Source organism: Pseudomonas sp. TE12508, assembly GCF_056279485.1.
Genome location: NZ_JBWCCN010000013.1, coordinates 1 through 16,694, shown reverse-complemented (window position 1 = coordinate 16,694; position 16,694 = coordinate 1). Strand labels below are relative to the sequence as shown.

Annotated in this window: 17 protein-coding genes; 5 read left to right on the top strand and 12 right to left on the bottom strand. The window is 58.4% G+C overall.

Annotated elements, in window-relative coordinates; genetic code table 11:
* The first annotated feature begins 81 nt into the window (after window positions 1–81).
* Window positions 82–408, top strand: a complete 327-nt coding sequence (locus ACZ9IM_RS18335; protein ID WP_427627808.1) for an ElaB/YgaM/YqjD family protein — start codon at window positions 82–84, stop codon at window positions 406–408.
* Here ACZ9IM_RS18335 and ACZ9IM_RS18330 read toward each other — a convergent pair.
* Window positions 405–1,298, bottom strand: coding sequence for a LysR family transcriptional regulator (locus ACZ9IM_RS18330; RefSeq protein ID WP_427627806.1), 894 nt, complete (start codon window positions 1,296–1,298; stop codon window positions 405–407). The two genes, ACZ9IM_RS18335 and ACZ9IM_RS18330, sit on opposite strands and share 4 nt — an antisense overlap.
* Window positions 1,299–1,410: 112 nt before the next feature.
* Here ACZ9IM_RS18330 and trpB point away from each other — a divergent pair, with 112 nt between their 5' ends.
* Together trpB and trpA are read left to right on the top strand one after the other, a co-directional pair.
* Window positions 1,411–2,646, top strand: a complete 1,236-nt coding sequence (trpB, locus tag ACZ9IM_RS18325) for a tryptophan synthase subunit beta (RefSeq protein WP_007902766.1) — start codon at window positions 1,411–1,413, stop codon at window positions 2,644–2,646.
* Window positions 2,646–3,458 carry a tryptophan synthase subunit alpha gene (gene trpA / locus ACZ9IM_RS18320; RefSeq protein ID WP_192345250.1) on the top strand — a complete coding sequence of 271 codons (813 nt, stop codon included), beginning with the start codon at window positions 2,646–2,648 and terminating at the stop codon, window positions 3,456–3,458. Before trpB ends, trpA begins: the two co-directional genes overlap by 1 nt.
* Window positions 3,459–3,631: 173 nt before the next feature.
* Here the strand turns inward: trpA and ACZ9IM_RS18315 are convergent, their stop codons facing one another.
* The 11 genes from ACZ9IM_RS18315 to ACZ9IM_RS18265 form a co-directional block, all read right to left on the bottom strand.
* Window positions 3,632–5,593, bottom strand: a complete 1,962-nt coding sequence (locus ACZ9IM_RS18315; RefSeq protein WP_476224656.1) for a DUF7844 domain-containing protein — start codon at window positions 5,591–5,593, stop codon at window positions 3,632–3,634.
* Window positions 5,590–5,910 carry a DUF2388 domain-containing protein gene (locus ACZ9IM_RS18310; protein WP_007902760.1) on the bottom strand — a complete coding sequence of 107 codons (321 nt, stop codon included), beginning with the start codon at window positions 5,908–5,910 and terminating at the stop codon, window positions 5,590–5,592. Before ACZ9IM_RS18310 ends, ACZ9IM_RS18315 begins: the two co-directional genes overlap by 4 nt.
* 28 nt (window positions 5,911–5,938) lie before the next feature.
* Window positions 5,939–6,256: a DUF2388 domain-containing protein gene (locus ACZ9IM_RS18305; RefSeq protein WP_476224655.1), complete on the bottom strand. Its 318-nt coding sequence runs from the start codon at window positions 6,254–6,256 to the stop codon at window positions 5,939–5,941.
* A gap of 221 nt (window positions 6,257–6,477) precedes the next feature.
* The gene (locus ACZ9IM_RS18300) at window positions 6,478–6,795 is read right to left on the bottom strand and encodes a DUF2388 domain-containing protein (RefSeq protein ID WP_008067730.1); all 318 of its coding nucleotides are present in this window, start codon (window positions 6,793–6,795) and stop codon (window positions 6,478–6,480) included.
* 136 nt (window positions 6,796–6,931) lie between these two features.
* Entirely contained in the window at window positions 6,932–7,141 is a 210-nt protein-coding gene (locus ACZ9IM_RS18295) for a DUF1127 domain-containing protein (RefSeq protein ID WP_427627801.1), read from the bottom strand.
* 260 nt (window positions 7,142–7,401) lie between these two features.
* Window positions 7,402–7,617 (bottom strand): DUF1127 domain-containing protein, encoded by a 216-nt coding sequence (locus ACZ9IM_RS18290; protein ID WP_007902752.1) that lies wholly within the window; start codon window positions 7,615–7,617, stop codon window positions 7,402–7,404.
* Window positions 7,618–7,936: 319 nt separating this feature from the next.
* Window positions 7,937–9,430 carry an acetyl-CoA hydrolase/transferase family protein gene (locus ACZ9IM_RS18285; RefSeq protein ID WP_007902745.1) on the bottom strand — a complete coding sequence of 498 codons (1,494 nt, stop codon included), beginning with the start codon at window positions 9,428–9,430 and terminating at the stop codon, window positions 7,937–7,939.
* A gap of 190 nt (window positions 9,431–9,620) precedes the next feature.
* Window positions 9,621–11,057: an NAD(P)(+) transhydrogenase (Re/Si-specific) subunit beta gene (locus tag ACZ9IM_RS18280; RefSeq protein WP_123720033.1), complete on the bottom strand. Its 1,437-nt coding sequence runs from the start codon at window positions 11,055–11,057 to the stop codon at window positions 9,621–9,623.
* Window positions 11,057–11,380, bottom strand: a complete 324-nt coding sequence (locus ACZ9IM_RS18275; protein ID WP_003187010.1) for an NAD(P) transhydrogenase subunit alpha part 2 — start codon at window positions 11,378–11,380, stop codon at window positions 11,057–11,059. The genes ACZ9IM_RS18280 and ACZ9IM_RS18275 overlap by 1 nt, the downstream gene beginning before the upstream one ends.
* Window positions 11,381–11,395: 15 nt before the next feature.
* On the bottom strand, window positions 11,396–12,517 hold the full coding sequence (locus ACZ9IM_RS18270) for a Re/Si-specific NAD(P)(+) transhydrogenase subunit alpha (protein WP_123358427.1): 1,122 nt from the start codon (window positions 12,515–12,517) through the stop codon (window positions 11,396–11,398).
* Between the two features lie 434 nt (window positions 12,518–12,951).
* Entirely contained in the window at window positions 12,952–13,851 is a 900-nt protein-coding gene (locus ACZ9IM_RS18265; RefSeq protein WP_427627797.1) for a LysR family transcriptional regulator, read from the bottom strand.
* A gap of 158 nt (window positions 13,852–14,009) precedes the next feature.
* Here ACZ9IM_RS18265 and ACZ9IM_RS18260 point away from each other — a divergent pair, with 158 nt between their 5' ends.
* Both ACZ9IM_RS18260 and ACZ9IM_RS18255 read left to right on the top strand, forming a co-directional pair.
* The gene (locus ACZ9IM_RS18260) at window positions 14,010–15,191 is read left to right on the top strand and encodes an acyl-CoA dehydrogenase (RefSeq protein ID WP_007897013.1); all 1,182 of its coding nucleotides are present in this window, start codon (window positions 14,010–14,012) and stop codon (window positions 15,189–15,191) included.
* 13 nt (window positions 15,192–15,204) lie between these two features.
* Entirely contained in the window at window positions 15,205–16,425 is a 1,221-nt protein-coding gene (locus ACZ9IM_RS18255; RefSeq protein ID WP_476224653.1) for a CaiB/BaiF CoA transferase family protein, read from the top strand.
* Window positions 16,426–16,694 lie beyond the last annotated feature (269 nt).

Below are 16,694 nucleotides of genomic sequence, written 5' to 3'. Positions count from 1 at the left end.
GGATTTCAGATTTACTGCACTTTCTCAAACCCCTGAAGTCCCAACCAACACACGCAACTCAAACAATGCAGGAGATTCACCATGGCCAACACCTCGTTACGTAAAGCCTCATTGCAAAGCATGGAAGCCGAGATCGAGAGTCTGCTGAAATCGTTGGAAAGCCTGAAGGACGACGCCTCGGACGAATCGCGTAAAACCCTTAAAACGCTGAAAATCAACGCCGAAAACGCGCTGAAGCATTCGCGTCATCTGCTCTCCGATGCCTATGAAGAGGTCAAGGTCAAAACCCGTGAAACCGGGATCGCGACACGTGACTACGCCCAGGAACACCCTTGGGCTACAGCCGGTGTCGCAGTCGGTGCGCTGGGTCTTCTGGCGGCCTATCTGCTGTGCAAGCGCGGTAATTAAGGTGCCTGACGCAGTTCGTTTTTAAGCCACTGCGCCAATTGCCGAGCGCGCCCGTCCGCGGCGCGCTTGGGTAGCCACAACGCCAGTTGCGCCGGGGTTTCACAGAAACCCCATGGCGCAACCAGGCGACCGGCTTTCAAATCCTCGGCCACCAGCGGCTCGGGCGCGATGGCTACACCCAGCCCGGCCACTGCCGCCTCCAGCAAATAATACAAATGCTCGAACCCCTGACCATACTTCAGCGCCTTGCCGTCGAGGCCGCTTTGCTGTGCCCAACTCGGCCAGGCTTGCGGACGTGAGGTGGTATGCAGCAAGGGTTCGGTCAGCAGGGCGTTTGCCGGTGCGCTCTGCAGCCTTTCGTAGCCGACGAATCGTGGGCTCATGACCGGGCCGATGCGTTCGCTGGCCAGTTCATAAACTTGCATGTCCGCCGGCCATGGCGGCTCGGCAAACACCAGCAAAGCGTCCAGGCCGGGCCGCCGTGGATCGAGATCGCCTTCGCCAGCCGACAGGTGCAAACGCAGATCCGGCAGATCCGCATTGAGCCGCCCCAAACGCGGAATGAACCAGCGCGCCAGCAGGCTGCCCGAGCAGCCGAGCACGAACGGTGCATCGGCGGTGCTTTGGGTCAGTTCGGCGCAAACGCTGCGCAATCGCTCGAAGGCTTCACCGCTGACATCGCGCAAACGGACACCGGCATCTGTGAGTTTCAGGCCGCGCCCATCCTTGATGAACAGGCTCACGCCGAGGTGTTCTTCCAGTACCTTGAGCTGTCGGCTGACCGCACCATGAGTGACGTGCAGCTGTTCGGCGGCCTGACTGACGCTGTTCAGGCGGGCAGTGGCTTCGAAGGCGCGAAGGGCGTTCAGCGGAGGAAGGTCGTGGCTCATGGTATCTGTGAGTTTTTCTGACAGGTTGCGGCGATCTTATCGGTTTTCAGTGCGGGATGTCAGGGGTAGAGTGAACCCCATCGTCACCTCTCGAATACAACTGGAGCGACCCATGACCCAGACTAACCTGCGCAACGGCCCCGACGCCAACGGCCTGTTCGGCGCGTTCGGTGGCCGTTACGTCGCCGAAACCCTGATGCCGTTGATCCTCGATCTGGCCCGCGAATACGAAGCGGCCAAGGAAGATCCGGCGTTCAAAGAAGAATTGGCCTACTTCCAGCGTGATTACGTCGGACGTCCAAGCCCACTGTATTTCGCCGAGCGTCTGACAGAGTTCTGCGGCGGCGCGAAGATTTACCTCAAGCGCGAAGAGCTGAACCACACCGGCGCGCACAAGATCAACAACTGCATCGGCCAGATCCTGCTGGCGCGGCGCATGGGCAAGAAACGCATCATTGCCGAGACCGGCGCTGGCATGCACGGCGTGGCGACCGCTACCGTGGCTGCGCGTTTCGGCCTCGATTGCGTGATCTACATGGGCACCACTGACATCGAACGTCAGCAAGCCAACGTGTTTCGCATGAAGCTGCTGGGCGCTGAAGTGATCCCGGTGGTCGCCGGCACCGGCACCCTCAAAGATGCGATGAACGAAGCCCTGCGTGACTGGGTCACCAACGTCGATAGCACCTTTTACCTGATCGGCACCGTCGCCGGCCCGCACCCGTATCCCGCCATGGTACGTGACTTCCAGGCTGTGATCGGCAAGGAAACCCGCGAGCAGTTGCAAGCCCAGGAAGGCCGTCTGCCCGACAGCCTGGTGGCGTGCATCGGTGGTGGTTCCAACGCCATGGGCCTGTTCCACCCGTTCCTCGATGACAAGAGCGTCGAGATCATCGGCGTTGAAGCCGCCGGTTACGGCATCGAAACCGGCAAGCACGCGGCCAGCCTGAACGGCGGCGTACCGGGTGTACTGCACGGCAACCGTACCTTCCTGTTGCAGGACGACGACGGCCAGATCATCGACGCTCATTCGATCTCCGCCGGTCTCGACTATCCAGGCATTGGCCCGGAACACGCCTGGTTGCATGACATCGGCCGCGTCCAGTACACCTCGGTGACCGACGACGAAGCCCTCGACGCATTCCACAAATGCTGCCGCCTGGAAGGGATTATTCCTGCACTGGAAAGCGCCCATGCCCTGGCCGAAGTGTTCAAACGCGCACCGACGCTGCCGAAAGATCACCTGATGGTGGTCAACCTGTCCGGGCGTGGCGACAAAGACATGCAGACTGTGATGCACCACATGGAACACTCTCAACAAGAGCAATCCAAGCAGGAGAAACACTGATGAGCCGCCTGCAAACGCGTTTTGCCGAACTCAAGGAACAGAACCGCGCCGCCCTGGTGACCTTTGTGACCGCCGGCGATCCGAGCTACGACACGTCTCTGGCGATCCTCAAAGGCTTGCCGGGAGCGGGTGCCGACGTGATCGAGTTGGGCATGCCCTTCACCGATCCAATGGCCGATGGCCCGGCGATTCAACTGGCCAACATTCGTGCCTTGGGCGCCAAACAAAACCTGGCGAAAACCCTGCAAATGGTTCGCGAGTTCCGCGAAGGCAATAGCGAGACTCCGCTGGTGCTGATGGGTTACTTCAACCCGATTCACATGTACGGCGTGCCACGTTTCATCGCTGAAGCCAAAGAGGCCGGTGTCGATGGCCTGATCGTGGTCGACTTGCCGCCCGAGCATAATGGCGAGCTGTGCGACCCGGCACAGGCGGCGGGCCTGGACTTCATTCGCCTGACCACTCCGACGACTGATGACGTGCGCTTGCCGACTGTATTGAACGGCAGTTCCGGCTTTGTTTACTACGTGTCGGTGGCGGGTGTGACCGGTGCGGGTGCGGCGACTCTGGAACATGTCGAAGAAGCGGTCACCCGTCTGCGTCGCCATACTGATCTGCCGATCAGCATCGGTTTTGGTATCCGTACTCCAGAGCAAGCGGCGTCCATCGCGCGTCTGGCCGACGGTGTGGTGGTGGGGTCGGCATTGATCGATCACATCGCCAATGCCTCGACGCCGGATCAGGCTGTGGAGGGCGTACTCAGCTTGTGCGCAGCCTTGTCCGAAGGCGTGCGTAAAGCACGGGTCAGCTGAAGGTAAAGTTCCTCATACAGCGGAATTAGAGTCTCGCGGCACAGACTAAACAGTAAGACCGAGGGCTTCAGAACTACGTTCTGGAGCCCACAAAAAGATCGCAGCCTTCGGCAGCTCCTACAGAGGTATCGCATTCCCCTGTAGGAGCTGCCGAAGGCTGCGATCTTTTGCTTTCAGGGCAACTCCAACCCACCCGCGGCCTTGTGCAGCTTGCGCAAATGTTCGCCAACCTGCTTCAGGTTGGCTTCGTTGGCGGCCATTTCGGCGGCACGACTCGGCTCGAGCAACGCTCTCACTTCCTTGTCGAGATCCCCGGTCAGCGCTTGCAGCTGCTTCTGGCGCAGGTTGCTTTCCGACTCCAGACGCGTCCACTCGTTCGCTTGCGGCAAACCATAACCACCGGTGCCGAGCAGTTCGGCCGGACGGCTGAGGAAGCCGCTGTTGGCGAGAATCTCCTGCAAGGTCGCATTGGCCTTATCCATGCCGCCATTCTTCAGTTCCCGAGCACCCAGATAACGTTGCTTCACTTCGTCCTGGGCCAGCACCATCTGCTGACGGAAACTGGCCTGCTCCAGCAGCAGTAACGCCGCACTGGTGCGCAAATCAGCCTGATCAATCCATTTGCGGCGCTCTTCAGCTTTCAAGGACAGCCAGTCCTCGACCTTGTCCTGCTTGATCGGCAAATGCTTTTTCAGCACTTCGAACATCGCTTGATAACGCTCGCGGAAGGAGTCAAAGCGATAGCCCAGGCGCAGTGCTTCGCGGGGATCATCCAGCACGCTGGTGTTTGCCAATCCACGGCCCTTGAGCACTTCCAGCAAGCCGTTGGGCATGATGCTGTCGAGGCCGACCAGTTGCGCATTGTTGGTGCTGCTGCGCAGTAATTTCAGGCCTTCTACTGCGCAGTTGTTGGACAGGAAAAAATAGTTGCCATCGTAACTCCAGTGCATCTCCGCAGCGTGTTCCACCACGTCTTCGATCTCGCTGTGCGACAGGTTCAGCGGCACCGATGCCAGGCTGCGCAGTTCGGTCTTGGTGTATTCGTCGATCACCTGGGCCAGCGGCAAGACAAACAGGCGCGATGGGTATTTACCCACCAGCCCATCCCAGCTCGACAGCTGTAAGTCACCGACGAAGGCGCGGTAGGACAGCACCAGATGCTGATCCAGATCCAGTCGACAATCCGGCCCGCGAGGCCGACCCGGTGCGCAGATCACCAGTCGCAGCATGCTGTGACCCCAGCGGCTGACCCAGTTCTGGTTGGCTTCGGCCAGTAGATAGTCAACCGCGTAAACCCGCTCCGGATCGACCTGACCCAGAGGCTGCTTGGCGAAGTCGTTACCCGCATTGAGAAAGGCAAATGATTGGGCGCACGTATCTTTTGCGGCAGGAGCCCAGCCGAAATGCTCTTTGTAGTAGCGATACAGCGCAGGGCGACGGCAGGCGTAACTTGGGTCGAGGAGGAAGTACTCCATGTTGACCGCGACGAACTCCTTCGGGCTGCTCGTCTCGTAGATGTCCGGGCTGCGCGCAATCTGTCGGTTGTACTGTTCGCGCTCGCCGCGCCGACCGACGTATTGCGGCCAGCCGGCCAAATCCAGCAGACGAGGGTCATCGCTGAGGGTCCAGCGTCTCTCCGTCTGCCCACGGCATTGATCGGGGATGCCGATCAGCCCGGAGCTGCTGTTACGTTGCGTGCAACGCTGGATCAGCGTGCGCTCGGCGGCTGGCCACAGGCGCGCACGGTCATAAATGTGGGTGAGTTCGTGCAACACCGTGGCGAGCATTTCCCGGCGCACGGTACCGTGGGGACGATACGTTTTTTGGGTCGCGGCGCTGCCGTTGGTGAGGCTGGCGAGCAGATTGCGATTAAGGTCCAGCTCGGACACCAGCGACGCCTGGCCGTAGGCATCGCTCGGCATGTCGTCGGTCCAGCCGACATCAATGCGCCGGTCCAGTTGCTCGATGAAGCGCGGCGGTAACGCCTGCATGGCTTCGTCAAGCAGCGCCTGACTGGCCTGCTGTTGTGCGGGGCTCAGACCGTCGGTCTTGAGCCGTAATTGCAGGCTGGCCTGAGCTGTGTTGCCAAGCAGCAACACAACCCCGGCCAGCAGCCAGGCGCCGAGTGACTTCACAGTGCGAGAATGGCTTCGGCGAGAACCTGATCACTGGCGTCGCGGGCTTCCGGCACGCGAGTGCGCAAGGTGTCGAAGGCCGCTTCCAGGTGCGCACCACGGATTTCACCCTCGCTGGCGACGAAACTGGCTGCATCGTCGTGGGCTTCACGGACGATCTTCGAATCGCGGATGGACGTGGTGGTGTCGGAAGTGAAATCAAGCGTGCGTTCGGATGCACGAATGATGATGTTACTGGTGGCTACCAGGGTTTGCGCCTGGGCCACATTGGCCAACAACAGCAGGCCAAGGGTGGCAGCAATCAGCGGGCTACGCATGGAACGACTCCGGAGGAACAAGGGATAACTATTGGACGAGAATTGCTTGCGCCAGTTCAAGGTCGCTGGCGTGAAGTTTTGGCTGGGTCCGGCGCAGGTAAATCAACGCGGCCTCCAGTTGTGATCCTCGCAGTTGACCGTCACTGGCAATGAACGCGGCAGCGTCATCCCGGGCGGCGATCAGCAGTTTATGGTCGAAGGGCGCGGAGGTCACCATGCTGGTGGCATAACCACTGGCCACGGTGCCTTGCGTAGACAGGTTGAAAGCATCGAAGGCATGGGCCGAACCCGACCAGCAAGCCGCAAGAAAAACCGTAGTGATCGAAATACTTGAAAGAAAACGCATGAGACTCGATAGCTAAAAGCGAGTCCCAAGGCTAGCGCAATGCCCGGGCTAGAGCCAGCGCCGAAACATTGGGACACCTGTAGGAGCGGGCTTGCTCGCGAAAGCGGTCTGTCAGGCGACATCAATGTTGGATGTGCGACGCCTTCGCGAGCAAGCCCGCTCCCACACGGGTTGCGTTTAACTGATCAGCATTAGGGCGTGCCCCGCATCAGAGCTGTCGCTTAGATCGTCAGGATGGCCTGGGCCAGCTGTGCGTCGGTCGCATTCAGTTGTGGAGCCTGTTGGCGGATATGGTCGAGAGCACTTTCCAGTTTCACACCACGAATGGCGCCTTCACTGGCGACGAAGCTAGCGGCATCGTCACGGGCTGCACGGACGATTTTGTCGTCGCGAAAGGAGGACGAGACATCCGACGTTGCGTCAGAGGACGCCTTCAGTCCACCGACAATGGAATCGGTGGTCACGATAAAGCTGGTGGCGTGGGAATTGGCAGCAACGGCAAGCAGGGCGGCAGCGCTGAGCAAACGAAGACGGGACATGGGGTAGCTCCTTTGGATAGACCGATTTAGAAGTGGCTCAGGATCAGACGCCTGTCGTAAAGCGATCGCCACGTTCTATCTGGATATTAGGCCTGTGCACCTCGGTTAGAACAGTCCCGTCTGTTAATGGAGAACGCTAGCGCCAGAACGGTTTGTCCACTTCATGGATGCGGTCTGCATGGCTGATGCCCAAGTCCGAGAGCTGTTGATCATTGAGTTGGCCCAGTAACCGTCGGGTGCGAGCCCTTTCCAGGCTGTCGGCGAACGCTCTCAGCAATCCTCGAAGCCTGGCCAAGCGGGGCTTCGCTTGCGGTGTGACGATGGAAACATTTAGTAAGTTATTCATGGACGCGGTCCTTTTGCCAACTTGTCGGGATTCAATGGTGACCCCCGTACGCCTGCGGGCACAGACACACTCCGATGAAATTGTACTGGTTCAATTTGTTAAATGTATAAACTGTACCTGTTTAGGGTTATCTCTTCTGTACGGCCCAATGTGAACGCACCAAAACGACAAAACCCGTCGTGGTTTCCCACGACGGGTTTTGTTTGTTCAATTCGGGGTGCTGGCGGTGGATCCGGAGGATCAGAGCCAGCGACGCTAACTTAGCGCCAGAACGGCTTGCTCAGCTCTTCGTAGCGTTGTGCTTCGCTAATCCCGGCGTCAGCCAGCAGACGCGAATCCAGACGAGCCAGTTGATGGCGGCTGGAGATGCGGCGCTGCCACAGCATCAGGTTGGCGATAACGCGCAGAGGCATGGAAGCCTGGGTTTTTGCAGCAGTATCTTCGAAGAACAGTTCGGAACTGAGTGTACGTTCCATGGTTGACATCCTTCCGCTTATGGCGGGATTAGGTAGTGGTTTAACTGATGCCAATGATCCTCTCGTTTGGCCAGTCTCTGTAGATACAGTTCACCTGTATTGTGAGAGACCAGTTAACTGTTAAACGGCAGTGTACTGGTCTAAATTGAGGCAACTGTACTTGTCCGCACCAATATGATGCATTTTTGATCCTTTCTTAGTAAAAGGTAGGCAAATGCCGTAGGAAAAGACCGGTACAGCAGTACAGTTTTTGACGATGCTGAGTGTTATCACCGCGAGCTAACGAAACTGTGTTTGCGTCAGCTGCAATCTGTATCAATTACACCGCTAGCATGCGCCCGGTTTCTTCCAGGTTTATGTGCCAACTCAGGGCATCACGCAGGATGTGCGGGGTATGCCCGCCGACTGCGCAAGCGGCAGTGAAGTAGTCATTCAAGGCTGGTCGATAGTCCGGGTGAACGCAGTTGTCGATGATGACACGGGCGCGCTCACGCGGGGCCAGGCCACGCAAGTCGGCCAGGCCTATCTCGGTCACGAGAATGTCGACGTCATGTTCTGTGTGGTCGACGTGGCTGACCATGGGGACCACGCTGGAAATCGCGCCACCCTTGGCAATCGACTTGGTGACAAAGATCGCCAAGTGCGCATTGCGCGCGAAATCGCCGGAGCCGCCGATGCCATTCATCATCCGCGTGCCGCAGACGTGGGTGGAGTTGACATTACCGTACAGGTCGAACTCCAGCGCGGTGTTGATGCCAATGATGCCCAGGCGTCGCACCACTTCGGGATGGTTCGAGATTTCCTGAGGGCGTAGCACCAGCTTGTCCTTATAGTGCTCCAGATTCCCGAACACATCGGCATTGCGCCGGCTCGACAGAGTGATCGAGCTGCCCGACGCAAAGCTCAGCTTGCCGGCGTCGATCAGATCGAAAGTCGAATCCTGCAGCACTTCGGAGTACATGGTCAGGTCTTCAAACGGCGAGTCGATCAAGCCGCACATCACCGAATTGGCGATAGTGCCGATACCGGCTTGCAACGGTCCGAGCTTGTTGGTCATGCGACCGGCAGCCACTTCTTGTTTGAAGAAATCGATCAGGTGGTCAGCGATGGCCTGTGTGTCGCTGTCCGGCGGCAAGACAGTGGACGGCGAGTCGGACTGGTTGGTGATCACGATTGCGACGATTTTTTCTGGCGGTATCGGGATGGCGGTACTGCCGATGCGGTCGTCGACCTTCACCAGCGGAATCGGGGTGCGGGTCGGCCGGTAGGTCGGGATATAGATGTCGTGCAGGCCTTCGAGATTCGGGTTGTGAGCCAGGTTGATCTCGACGATTACGTGCTTGGCGAAAATCGCGAAACTGGCCGAGTTGCCTACCGAGGTGGTCGGCACGATATGGCCCTGCTCGGTGATTGCCACGGCTTCGATCACCGCGATGTCCGGTAGCTTGAGTTGTTGGTTACGCAGTAGCTCTACGGTTTCCGACAGGTGCTGGTCGATGAACATGACTTCGCCGGCATTGATCGCCTTGCGCAGGGTGCTGTCCACCTGGAACGGCATGCGTCGCGACAGTACGCCGGCTTCAGTCAGTTGTTTGTCGAGGTCGTTGCCCAGGCTGGCACCGGTCATCAGGGTGATTTTCAGTGGCGTGACCTTGGCGCGCTCGGCCAGGGCATGAGGCACAGCCTTGGCTTCGCCGGCTCGGGTAAAGCCGCTCATGCCGACGGTCATGCCGTCCTGAATCAGAGCGGCAGCGTCGGCGGCGCTCATCACCTTGTCCAACAACGAAGGCAAGCGAATACGGTCACGGTACATAATTATTTTCTCGGGGCAACGGAAGCAAGGTGTGCAGTCTAGTGAATTTGATGAGCCTGCGTCCCGCTACCAAGGTCGCATTCGAGGCGTCTATTCTGGGTCTTTCAGACAAAACACCGTTACAGGATCGGTAACAGCCACAAACAAAAACGCCCCGACGAGTCGGGGCGTTTCAGGTTGCCGAAGGGGATTACTCGACGGCTTTGACCATGTCTTCGATGACTTTCTTGGCGTCGCCGAAAACCATCATGGTCTTGTCCAGGTAGAACAGTTCGTTGTCCAGACCGGCATAGCCGCTGGCCATCGAACGCTTGTTGACGATGATGGTCTTGGCTTTGAACGCTTCGAGAATCGGCATGCCGGCAATCGGCGATTTCGGATCGTTCTTGGCCGCCGGGTTAACCACGTCGTTGGCACCCAGTACCAGCACCACGTCGGCCTGACCGAACTCGGAGTTGATGTCTTCCATCTCGAACACCTGGTCGTAAGGCACTTCGGCCTCGGCCAGCAATACGTTCATGTGCCCAGGCATCCGACCGGCAACCGGGTGAATCGCATACTTCACGGTCACGCCGCGGTGAGTCAGTTTCTCGGTCAGTTCTTTCAGCGCGTGCTGCGCGCGAGCCACCGCCAGGCCATAGCCCGGAACGATGATCACGGTGTCGGCGTTGGTCAGCAGGAAGGTAGCGTCGTCAGCCGAACCGGATTTCACCGGGCGGGCTTCTTTCGAGCCTGCCGGGCCAGCGGCATCTGCTGTGTTGCCGAAACCGCCGAGCAGCACGTTGAAGAACGAACGGTTCATCGCCTTGCACATAATGTACGAGAGGATCGCACCGCTTGAGCCCACCAGCGAGCCGGCAATAATCAGCATCGAGTTGTTCAGCGAAAAGCCGATACCCGCTGCTGCCCAGCCGGAGTAACTGTTGAGCATCGACACCACGACGGGCATGTCTGCACCGCCAATCGGGATGATGATCAGCACGCCCATCACGAAGGCCAGGGCCAGCATCAGAGCAAACGCGCTTAGATTGCCGGTCAGCATGAAGGTGATGCCCAGTGCCAGCGTTGCCAGACCCAGCAGCAGGTTCAGCTTGTGCTGACCGCTGAACTGTACTGGTGCGCCCTGGAACAGGCGGAACTTGTACTTGCCCGACAGCTTGCCAAACGCGATCACCGAACCAGAGAAGGTGATTGCACCGATGGCAGCGCCGAGAAACAGCTCCAAGCGGTTACCGGCAGGAATCGAATCCCCCAGTTCCTTGACGATGCCCAACGATTGCGGCTCGACCACCGCCGCGATGGCGATGAACACTGCGGCCATACCGATCATGCTGTGCATGAAGGCGACCAGTTCCGGCATCTTGGTCATTTCAACGCGCTTGGCCATGATCGAACCGGCGGTGCCGCCGACCAGCAGACCGACGATGACGTAACCGATGCCCGCAGTAGCAAGCTCTGCACCCAGCTTATAAATGAGGCCGACCGTGGTGAGGATCGCCAACGCCATGCCGAGCATGCCGTAGACATTGCCGCGCCGCGATGTGGTTGGGTGCGACAGGCCTTTGAGGGCCTGGATGAAGCAGATCGACGCGATCAGGTAGAGCGTCGTTACCAGATTCATGCTCATTACTTGGGCGCCTCTTCTTTTACGGCTTTCGGGGCTTTTTTCTTGAACATCTCAAGCATGCGACGCGTTACCAGGAAGCCACCGAACACGTTCACTGCCGCCAGAGCCACCGCCAGGGTGCCCATGGTCTTGCCCAGTGGGGTTACGGTCAAAGCTGCCGCCAGCATGGCGCCGACGATCACAATCGCCGAAATGGCGTTGGTCACCGCCATCAACGGCGTATGCAGTGCAGGTGTAACGTTCCATACCACGTGATAACCGACATAAATCGCCAGCACGAAGATGATCAGGTTGTAGATACCGGGGGAGATAAGCTCTTCCATCGTCTGAATCCCTGCTTAGGCGTTTTTGCGGATGACTTGGCCGTCGCGGCACATCAGGCACGCGGCGACGATGTCGTCTTCGAGGTTCACTTCAAACTGGCCTTCTTTGTTGAAGACCAGCTTCAGGAAGTCCAGCAGGTTGCGCGCGTACAGCGCCGAAGCGTCGGCCGCGACGGCGCCGGCCAGATTGGTCGGGCCGCAAATGGTCACGCCATTCTCGACGACCACCTGATCAGCCACGGTCAGCGGGCAGTTACCGCCCTGAGCGGCCGCGAGGTCGATGACCACGGAGCCTGGCTTCATCTGCGCCACGGTTTCCGCGCTCAATAGCGTCGGCGCCTTGCGGCCCGGGATCAGTGCAGTAGTAATGACGATGTCAGCCTGCTTGGCGCGTTCGTGCACGGCCAAGGCCTGGCGCTGCATCCAGCTGGCCGGCATGGGGCGTGCGTAACCGCCGACACCGACGGCGCATTCGCGCTCTTCATCGGTTTCGTACGGCACATCGACGAATTTCGCACCCAGAGATTCGATCTGTTCCTTCACGGCAGGACGCACGTCGGACGCTTCGATGACTGCACCCAGACGTTTCGCCGTGGCAATCGCCTGCAAACCGGCTACGCCAGCGCCAAGAATCAACACGCGCGCCGCTTTCACGGTGCCCGCAGCGGTCATCAGCATCGGCATGAAGCGTGGATAGTAGTGAGCAGCCAGCAACACGGCTTTATAGCCGGCGATGTTCGCCTGGGAGGACAACACATCCAGGCTCTGAGCGCGGGAGGTGCGCGGCGCGGCCTCCAGTGCGAAAGCGGTAATGCCGCACTCAGCCAGCTTGGCAATGGTTTCATTGCTGAACGGATTGAGCATGCCCACCACAACGGTGCCGCTTTTTATCAGCGTCAGTTCGCTGTCGCTGGGGGCGACCACCTTGAGAATCAGCTCGGCGCCAAATGCATCATTGGCGCTGCCAATGGTTGCGCCTGCCGCTTCATAAGCACTGTCGACAACGCTGGCATTGATGCCGGCGCCGCTTTGCACAGTGACTTTATGACCCTGGCCGATCAGCTTTTTGATGGTTTCCGGGGTTGCAGCAACCCGTGTTTCACCCGTCTGGGTTTCGAGAGGAACACCAATGTGCACGTCAAATCTCCTGCGTGATCTTATTGAGTAAACCCAGGCACTTCGGATGGTGCGGCTGGGGCGGCCGATCAGCACGATCCCGCTAAATCAGGGCGGGGCGCGGCATTTTGCAGGCGAACTTTGTGCCCTTCAAGGGATTATGACGGGTGACGGAAAATTAACTACAAGTCACCCCGTGACCGAATGTCGCACTGGTCGGTGCAATCCCTTGCAGGCCGTGGCTTGTGAGGATTCTGTCCAAAATTCAAGAATTTACACATCGGCACGGTGAATGAGGTGTCATTGCCTTCCAATGGAGGCTCAAGGCCACGTATTCAGGCCTTTGTAGGACGTTTGTGCTACTCCTCAGTACAGTCTGCCAATATGCGACAAATACTTATATCTGTAGTGCTTTTGTTTTCCTGACTACGGGGTCAGCTAATAAGTGTGAGCCTTTATCCTTCTAGGCTGTAGCTTTGTGCCTGATTCACCAGCCAATCGCGAAATGCCTTTAAAGAGGCTGATTCGACCTTTCGCTCGGGAATCATCAGGTAGTAGGCCTTAATGCTCGATAGTGCCTGGGCGTTGGCAATCACCAGGCGCTTCTCTGCTAATTCGCGCTGAATCAGGAACGGTGGAATCAGCGCGATCCCCATATCGTGCATCGCAGCTTGAGCAAGCATGGAGAATAGCTCGTAACGCGGCCCTGTCATGTCTCGCGGGATATTCAGGTTTTGAGAGTTGAACCACTGGCGCCAGGCATAAGGGCGGGTGGTCTGTTGTAGCAGGGGCAGTTCGGCGATTTCACTGGGGGTCAGATTGGTTTTTTTTCCCAGTAACGTGGGGCTGCACACCGGCATCGGATTTTCGCCCATTAGCCTGTGGGACTCGGTACCCGGCCAGTCGGCGTCGCCGAAATAGATCGCGGCGTCGAAGTCGGTGTCGGCAAACAGGAAGGGGCGCGTGCGATTGGTGAGGTTGACCGTCACTTCCGGGTGTTTGTGCTGAAAATCCTTGAGTCGAGGCAGCAGCCATTGAGTGCCGAAGGTTGGCACCACCGCCAGTTCGATCATGTTGGCGCCTTGCTGGCCCATCACTGACAAAGTATCGCGTTCAACCGCGTCGAGTTGGGTGGCCACTCGGCGGCTGTAGGAAAGCCCGGCCTCCGTCAGCTTCACTCCGCGCCGCGAGCGTCGGAACAGTTCGACGCTGAGGAACTCCTCAAGGCTGGCGATCTGTCGGCAAATCGCTCCCTGCGTGAGGGAAAGTTCCTGGGCGGCCTTGGTAAAGCTCTCGTGGCGCGCTGCAGCTTCAAAACTGATCAGGGCGGTTGTACTGGGGATCTTCCTGCGCATGTACGTCAACCTCACTAATACATCGCATATAGGCTATTTTTGCGACGTTACGGAGTGAGAAATTAGCACAACAGTATGCAAAATCCTCGTTTGTCGTGAAGCCAAACCCGGCCTAGGATCACTCCACGTTATTTGACCCGATTCGAGAGGACTCACTCATGGGCGGTAAAGCTAGCTTCAACTGGATCGATCCCCTGCTGCTGGATCAACAGCTCACTGAAGAAGAACGCATGATTCGCGACACCGCTCAGCAGTTCGCTCAGCAGAAGCTCGCGCCGCGCGTTCTCGAAGCTTTCCGTCATGAGAAGACCGACCCGGCGATCTTCCGCGAGATGGGTGAAGTGGGTCTGTTGGGTGCGACCATTCCTGAGCAATACGGTGGCAGCGGCCTGAATTACGTCAGCTACGGTCTGATTGCTCGCGAGGTTGAGCGTGTCGACTCCGGCTATCGCTCGATGATGAGCGTGCAGTCGTCGCTGGTCATGGTGCCGATCAACGAATTCGGTACCGAAGCACAGAAGCAGAAGTACCTGCCGAAGCTGGCCTCGGGTGAATGGATCGGTTGCTTCGGTCTGACCGAGCCTGACCACGGTTCCGACCCGGGCGCGATGATTACTCGTGCACGCAAAGTGGAAGGCGGCTACAGCCTCACCGGCAGCAAAATGTGGATCACCAACAGCCCGATCGCCGATGTGTTCGTGGTTTGGGGCAAGGACGACGCGGGCGACATTCGTGGTTTTGTTCTGGAGAAGGGCTGGAAAGGTCTGAGCGCTCCAGCGATTCACGGCAAGGTTGGCCTGCGTGCATCCATCACCGGCGAGATCGTCATGGACAACGTGTTTGTCCCTGAAGAGAACATCTTCCCGGATGTCCGTGGTTTGAAAGGTCCTTTTACCTGCCTTAACTCGGCGCGTTACGGCATTTCCTGGGGCGCACTGGGCGCTGCCGAGTTCTGCTGGCACACCGCTCGCCAGTACACCCTGGATCGTAAGCAGTTTGGTCGTCCATTGGCGGCCACACAGTTGATCCAGAAGAAGCTGGCTGACATGCAGACCGAAATCACCATGGCGCTGCAAGGCTGCCTGCGTCTGGGTCGTATGAAGGATGAAGGCACTGCTGCCGTCGAGATTACTTCGATGATGAAGCGCAACTCCTGTGGTAAATCCCTCGATATCGCCCGCATGGCGCGCGACATGCTGGGTGGCAACGGCATATCCGATGAGTTCGGTGTCGCTCGGCACCTGGTCAACCTGGAAGTGGTGAATACCTATGAAGGTACGCATGACGTCCATGCGCTGATCCTCGGTCGCGCGCAGACCGGCATCCAGGCGTTCTATTAATAGGAGAACGGTCATGGGCGCGATTTCGCATCTACGGGTACTGGATTTATCGCGGGTGCTTGCCGGGCCCTGGGCCGGGCAGATCCTGGCGGACCTTGGCGCCGAAGTCATCAAGGTCGAGCGCCCGGGCAATGGCGATGACACGCGCGCCTGGGGGCCTCCGTTTCTTAAAGATGCCTATGGCGAGAACACCAGCGAGGCGGCCTATTACTTGGCCGCCAATCGCAATAAGCAATCAGTGACCATCGACTTCACGCGGCCAGAGGGGCAGCAGCTCGTGCGTGAGCTGGCGGCGAAGTCGGACATCCTCATTGAAAATTTCAAGGTCGGTGGCCTGGCGGCTTATGGGCTGGACTATGAGTCGCTCAAGGCGATTAATCCGAAGCTGATCTATTGCTCGATCACTGGATTCGGTCAGACAGGTCCGTATGCCAAGCGCGCGGGTTACGACTTCATGATCCAGGGCTTGGGCGGTCTGATGAGTTTGACCGGTCGTCCCGAAGGCGATGAAGGCGCGGGCCCGGTGAAAGTCGGTGTGGCGCTGACAGATATTTTGACCGGGCTCTATTCAACGGTGGCGATCCTGGCGGCCTTGGCTCATCGGGATCAGGGCGGTGGCGGTCAGCATATAGACATGGCATTGCTGGATGTTCAGGTGGCTTGTCTGGCCAATCAGGCGATGAATTACCTGACTACAGGCGTTGCGCCTAAACGCCTGGGCAACGCTCACCCGAATATCGTGCCTTATCAGGACTTTCCTACAGCCGATGGCGACTTCATCCTCACTGTGGGTAATGATGGGCAGTTCCGCAAGTTTGCGCAGGTGGCTGGTCAGCCGCAGTGGGCGGATGATCCGCGTTTTGCGACCAACAAATTGCGGGTGGCTAACCGAGCAGTATTGATTCCGCTGATTCGCCAGGCGACCGTGTTCAAGACTACTGCTGAGTGGGTGGTGCAGCTGGAGCAGGCAGGCGTGCCATGCGGACCGATCAATGATCTCGCTCAGATGTTTGCCGATCCTCAGGTTCAGGCGCGGGGGTTGGCCATTGAGCTGCCCCATGCTTTGGCCGGGATGGTGCCGCAGGTTGCGAGCCCGATACGTCTGTCCGAGACTCCGGTGGAGTACCGTAGTGCGCCTCCTTTGTTGGGTGAACACACGCTGGAGGTTCTGCAGCGGGTGTTGGGTCTGGATGCCGGAGTCGTTGCTGGGTTCAAGGCGTCTGGAGTGCTCTGAGCATTCCTTCTATATAGCAGGGCTGGTTTTGCTCTCCTATATAGAGGGGAATGCGCAGTTTTCCGGCGTTCCGCAAGTTATTGATAGAAAAGCGTAATTAGAGGTTGACGGCAGATTCTGGACGTCTATAATTCGTCCCACTTCCGGCGCAGTCGAAACGGAAAACTCCTTGGCAAACAAAGAGTTACGCAGTTTTCGGCAGCGGTTACGCTTCAGTTCATCGAAGCCAGAAGGAGTTGGTAAGGCAGTGTGTTTTCGCCTTATTGACG

Coding starts and splice junctions, on each gene's coding strand:
- trpA (WP_192345250.1), top strand. CDS start 2,646: ATGAGCCGCCTGCAAACGCGTTTTGCCGAACTCAAGGAACAGAACCGC.
- ACZ9IM_RS18290 (WP_007902752.1), bottom strand. CDS start 7,617: ATGGAACGTACACTCAGTTCCGAACTGTTCTTCGAAGATACTGCTGCA.
- ACZ9IM_RS18275 (WP_003187010.1), bottom strand. CDS start 11,380: ATGGAAGAGCTTATCTCCCCCGGTATCTACAACCTGATCATCTTCGTG.
- ACZ9IM_RS18265 (WP_427627797.1), bottom strand. CDS start 13,851: ATGCGCAGGAAGATCCCCAGTACAACCGCCCTGATCAGTTTTGAAGCT.
- ACZ9IM_RS18260 (WP_007897013.1), top strand. CDS start 14,010: ATGGGCGGTAAAGCTAGCTTCAACTGGATCGATCCCCTGCTGCTGGAT.
- ACZ9IM_RS18330 (WP_427627806.1), bottom strand. CDS start 1,298: ATGAGCCACGACCTTCCTCCGCTGAACGCCCTTCGCGCCTTCGAAGCC.
- ACZ9IM_RS18295 (WP_427627801.1), bottom strand. CDS start 7,141: ATGAATAACTTACTAAATGTTTCCATCGTCACACCGCAAGCGAAGCCC.
- ACZ9IM_RS18335 (WP_427627808.1), top strand. CDS start 82: ATGGCCAACACCTCGTTACGTAAAGCCTCATTGCAAAGCATGGAAGCC.
- ACZ9IM_RS18280 (WP_123720033.1), bottom strand. CDS start 11,057: ATGAGCATGAATCTGGTAACGACGCTCTACCTGATCGCGTCGATCTGC.
- trpB (WP_007902766.1), top strand. CDS start 1,411: ATGACCCAGACTAACCTGCGCAACGGCCCCGACGCCAACGGCCTGTTC.
- ACZ9IM_RS18300 (WP_008067730.1), bottom strand. CDS start 6,795: ATGTCCCGTCTTCGTTTGCTCAGCGCTGCCGCCCTGCTTGCCGTTGCT.
- ACZ9IM_RS18255 (WP_476224653.1), top strand. CDS start 15,205: ATGGGCGCGATTTCGCATCTACGGGTACTGGATTTATCGCGGGTGCTT.
- ACZ9IM_RS18305 (WP_476224655.1), bottom strand. CDS start 6,256: ATGCGTTTTCTTTCAAGTATTTCGATCACTACGGTTTTTCTTGCGGCT.
- ACZ9IM_RS18285 (WP_007902745.1), bottom strand. CDS start 9,430: ATGTACCGTGACCGTATTCGCTTGCCTTCGTTGTTGGACAAGGTGATG.
- ACZ9IM_RS18310 (WP_007902760.1), bottom strand. CDS start 5,910: ATGCGTAGCCCGCTGATTGCTGCCACCCTTGGCCTGCTGTTGTTGGCC.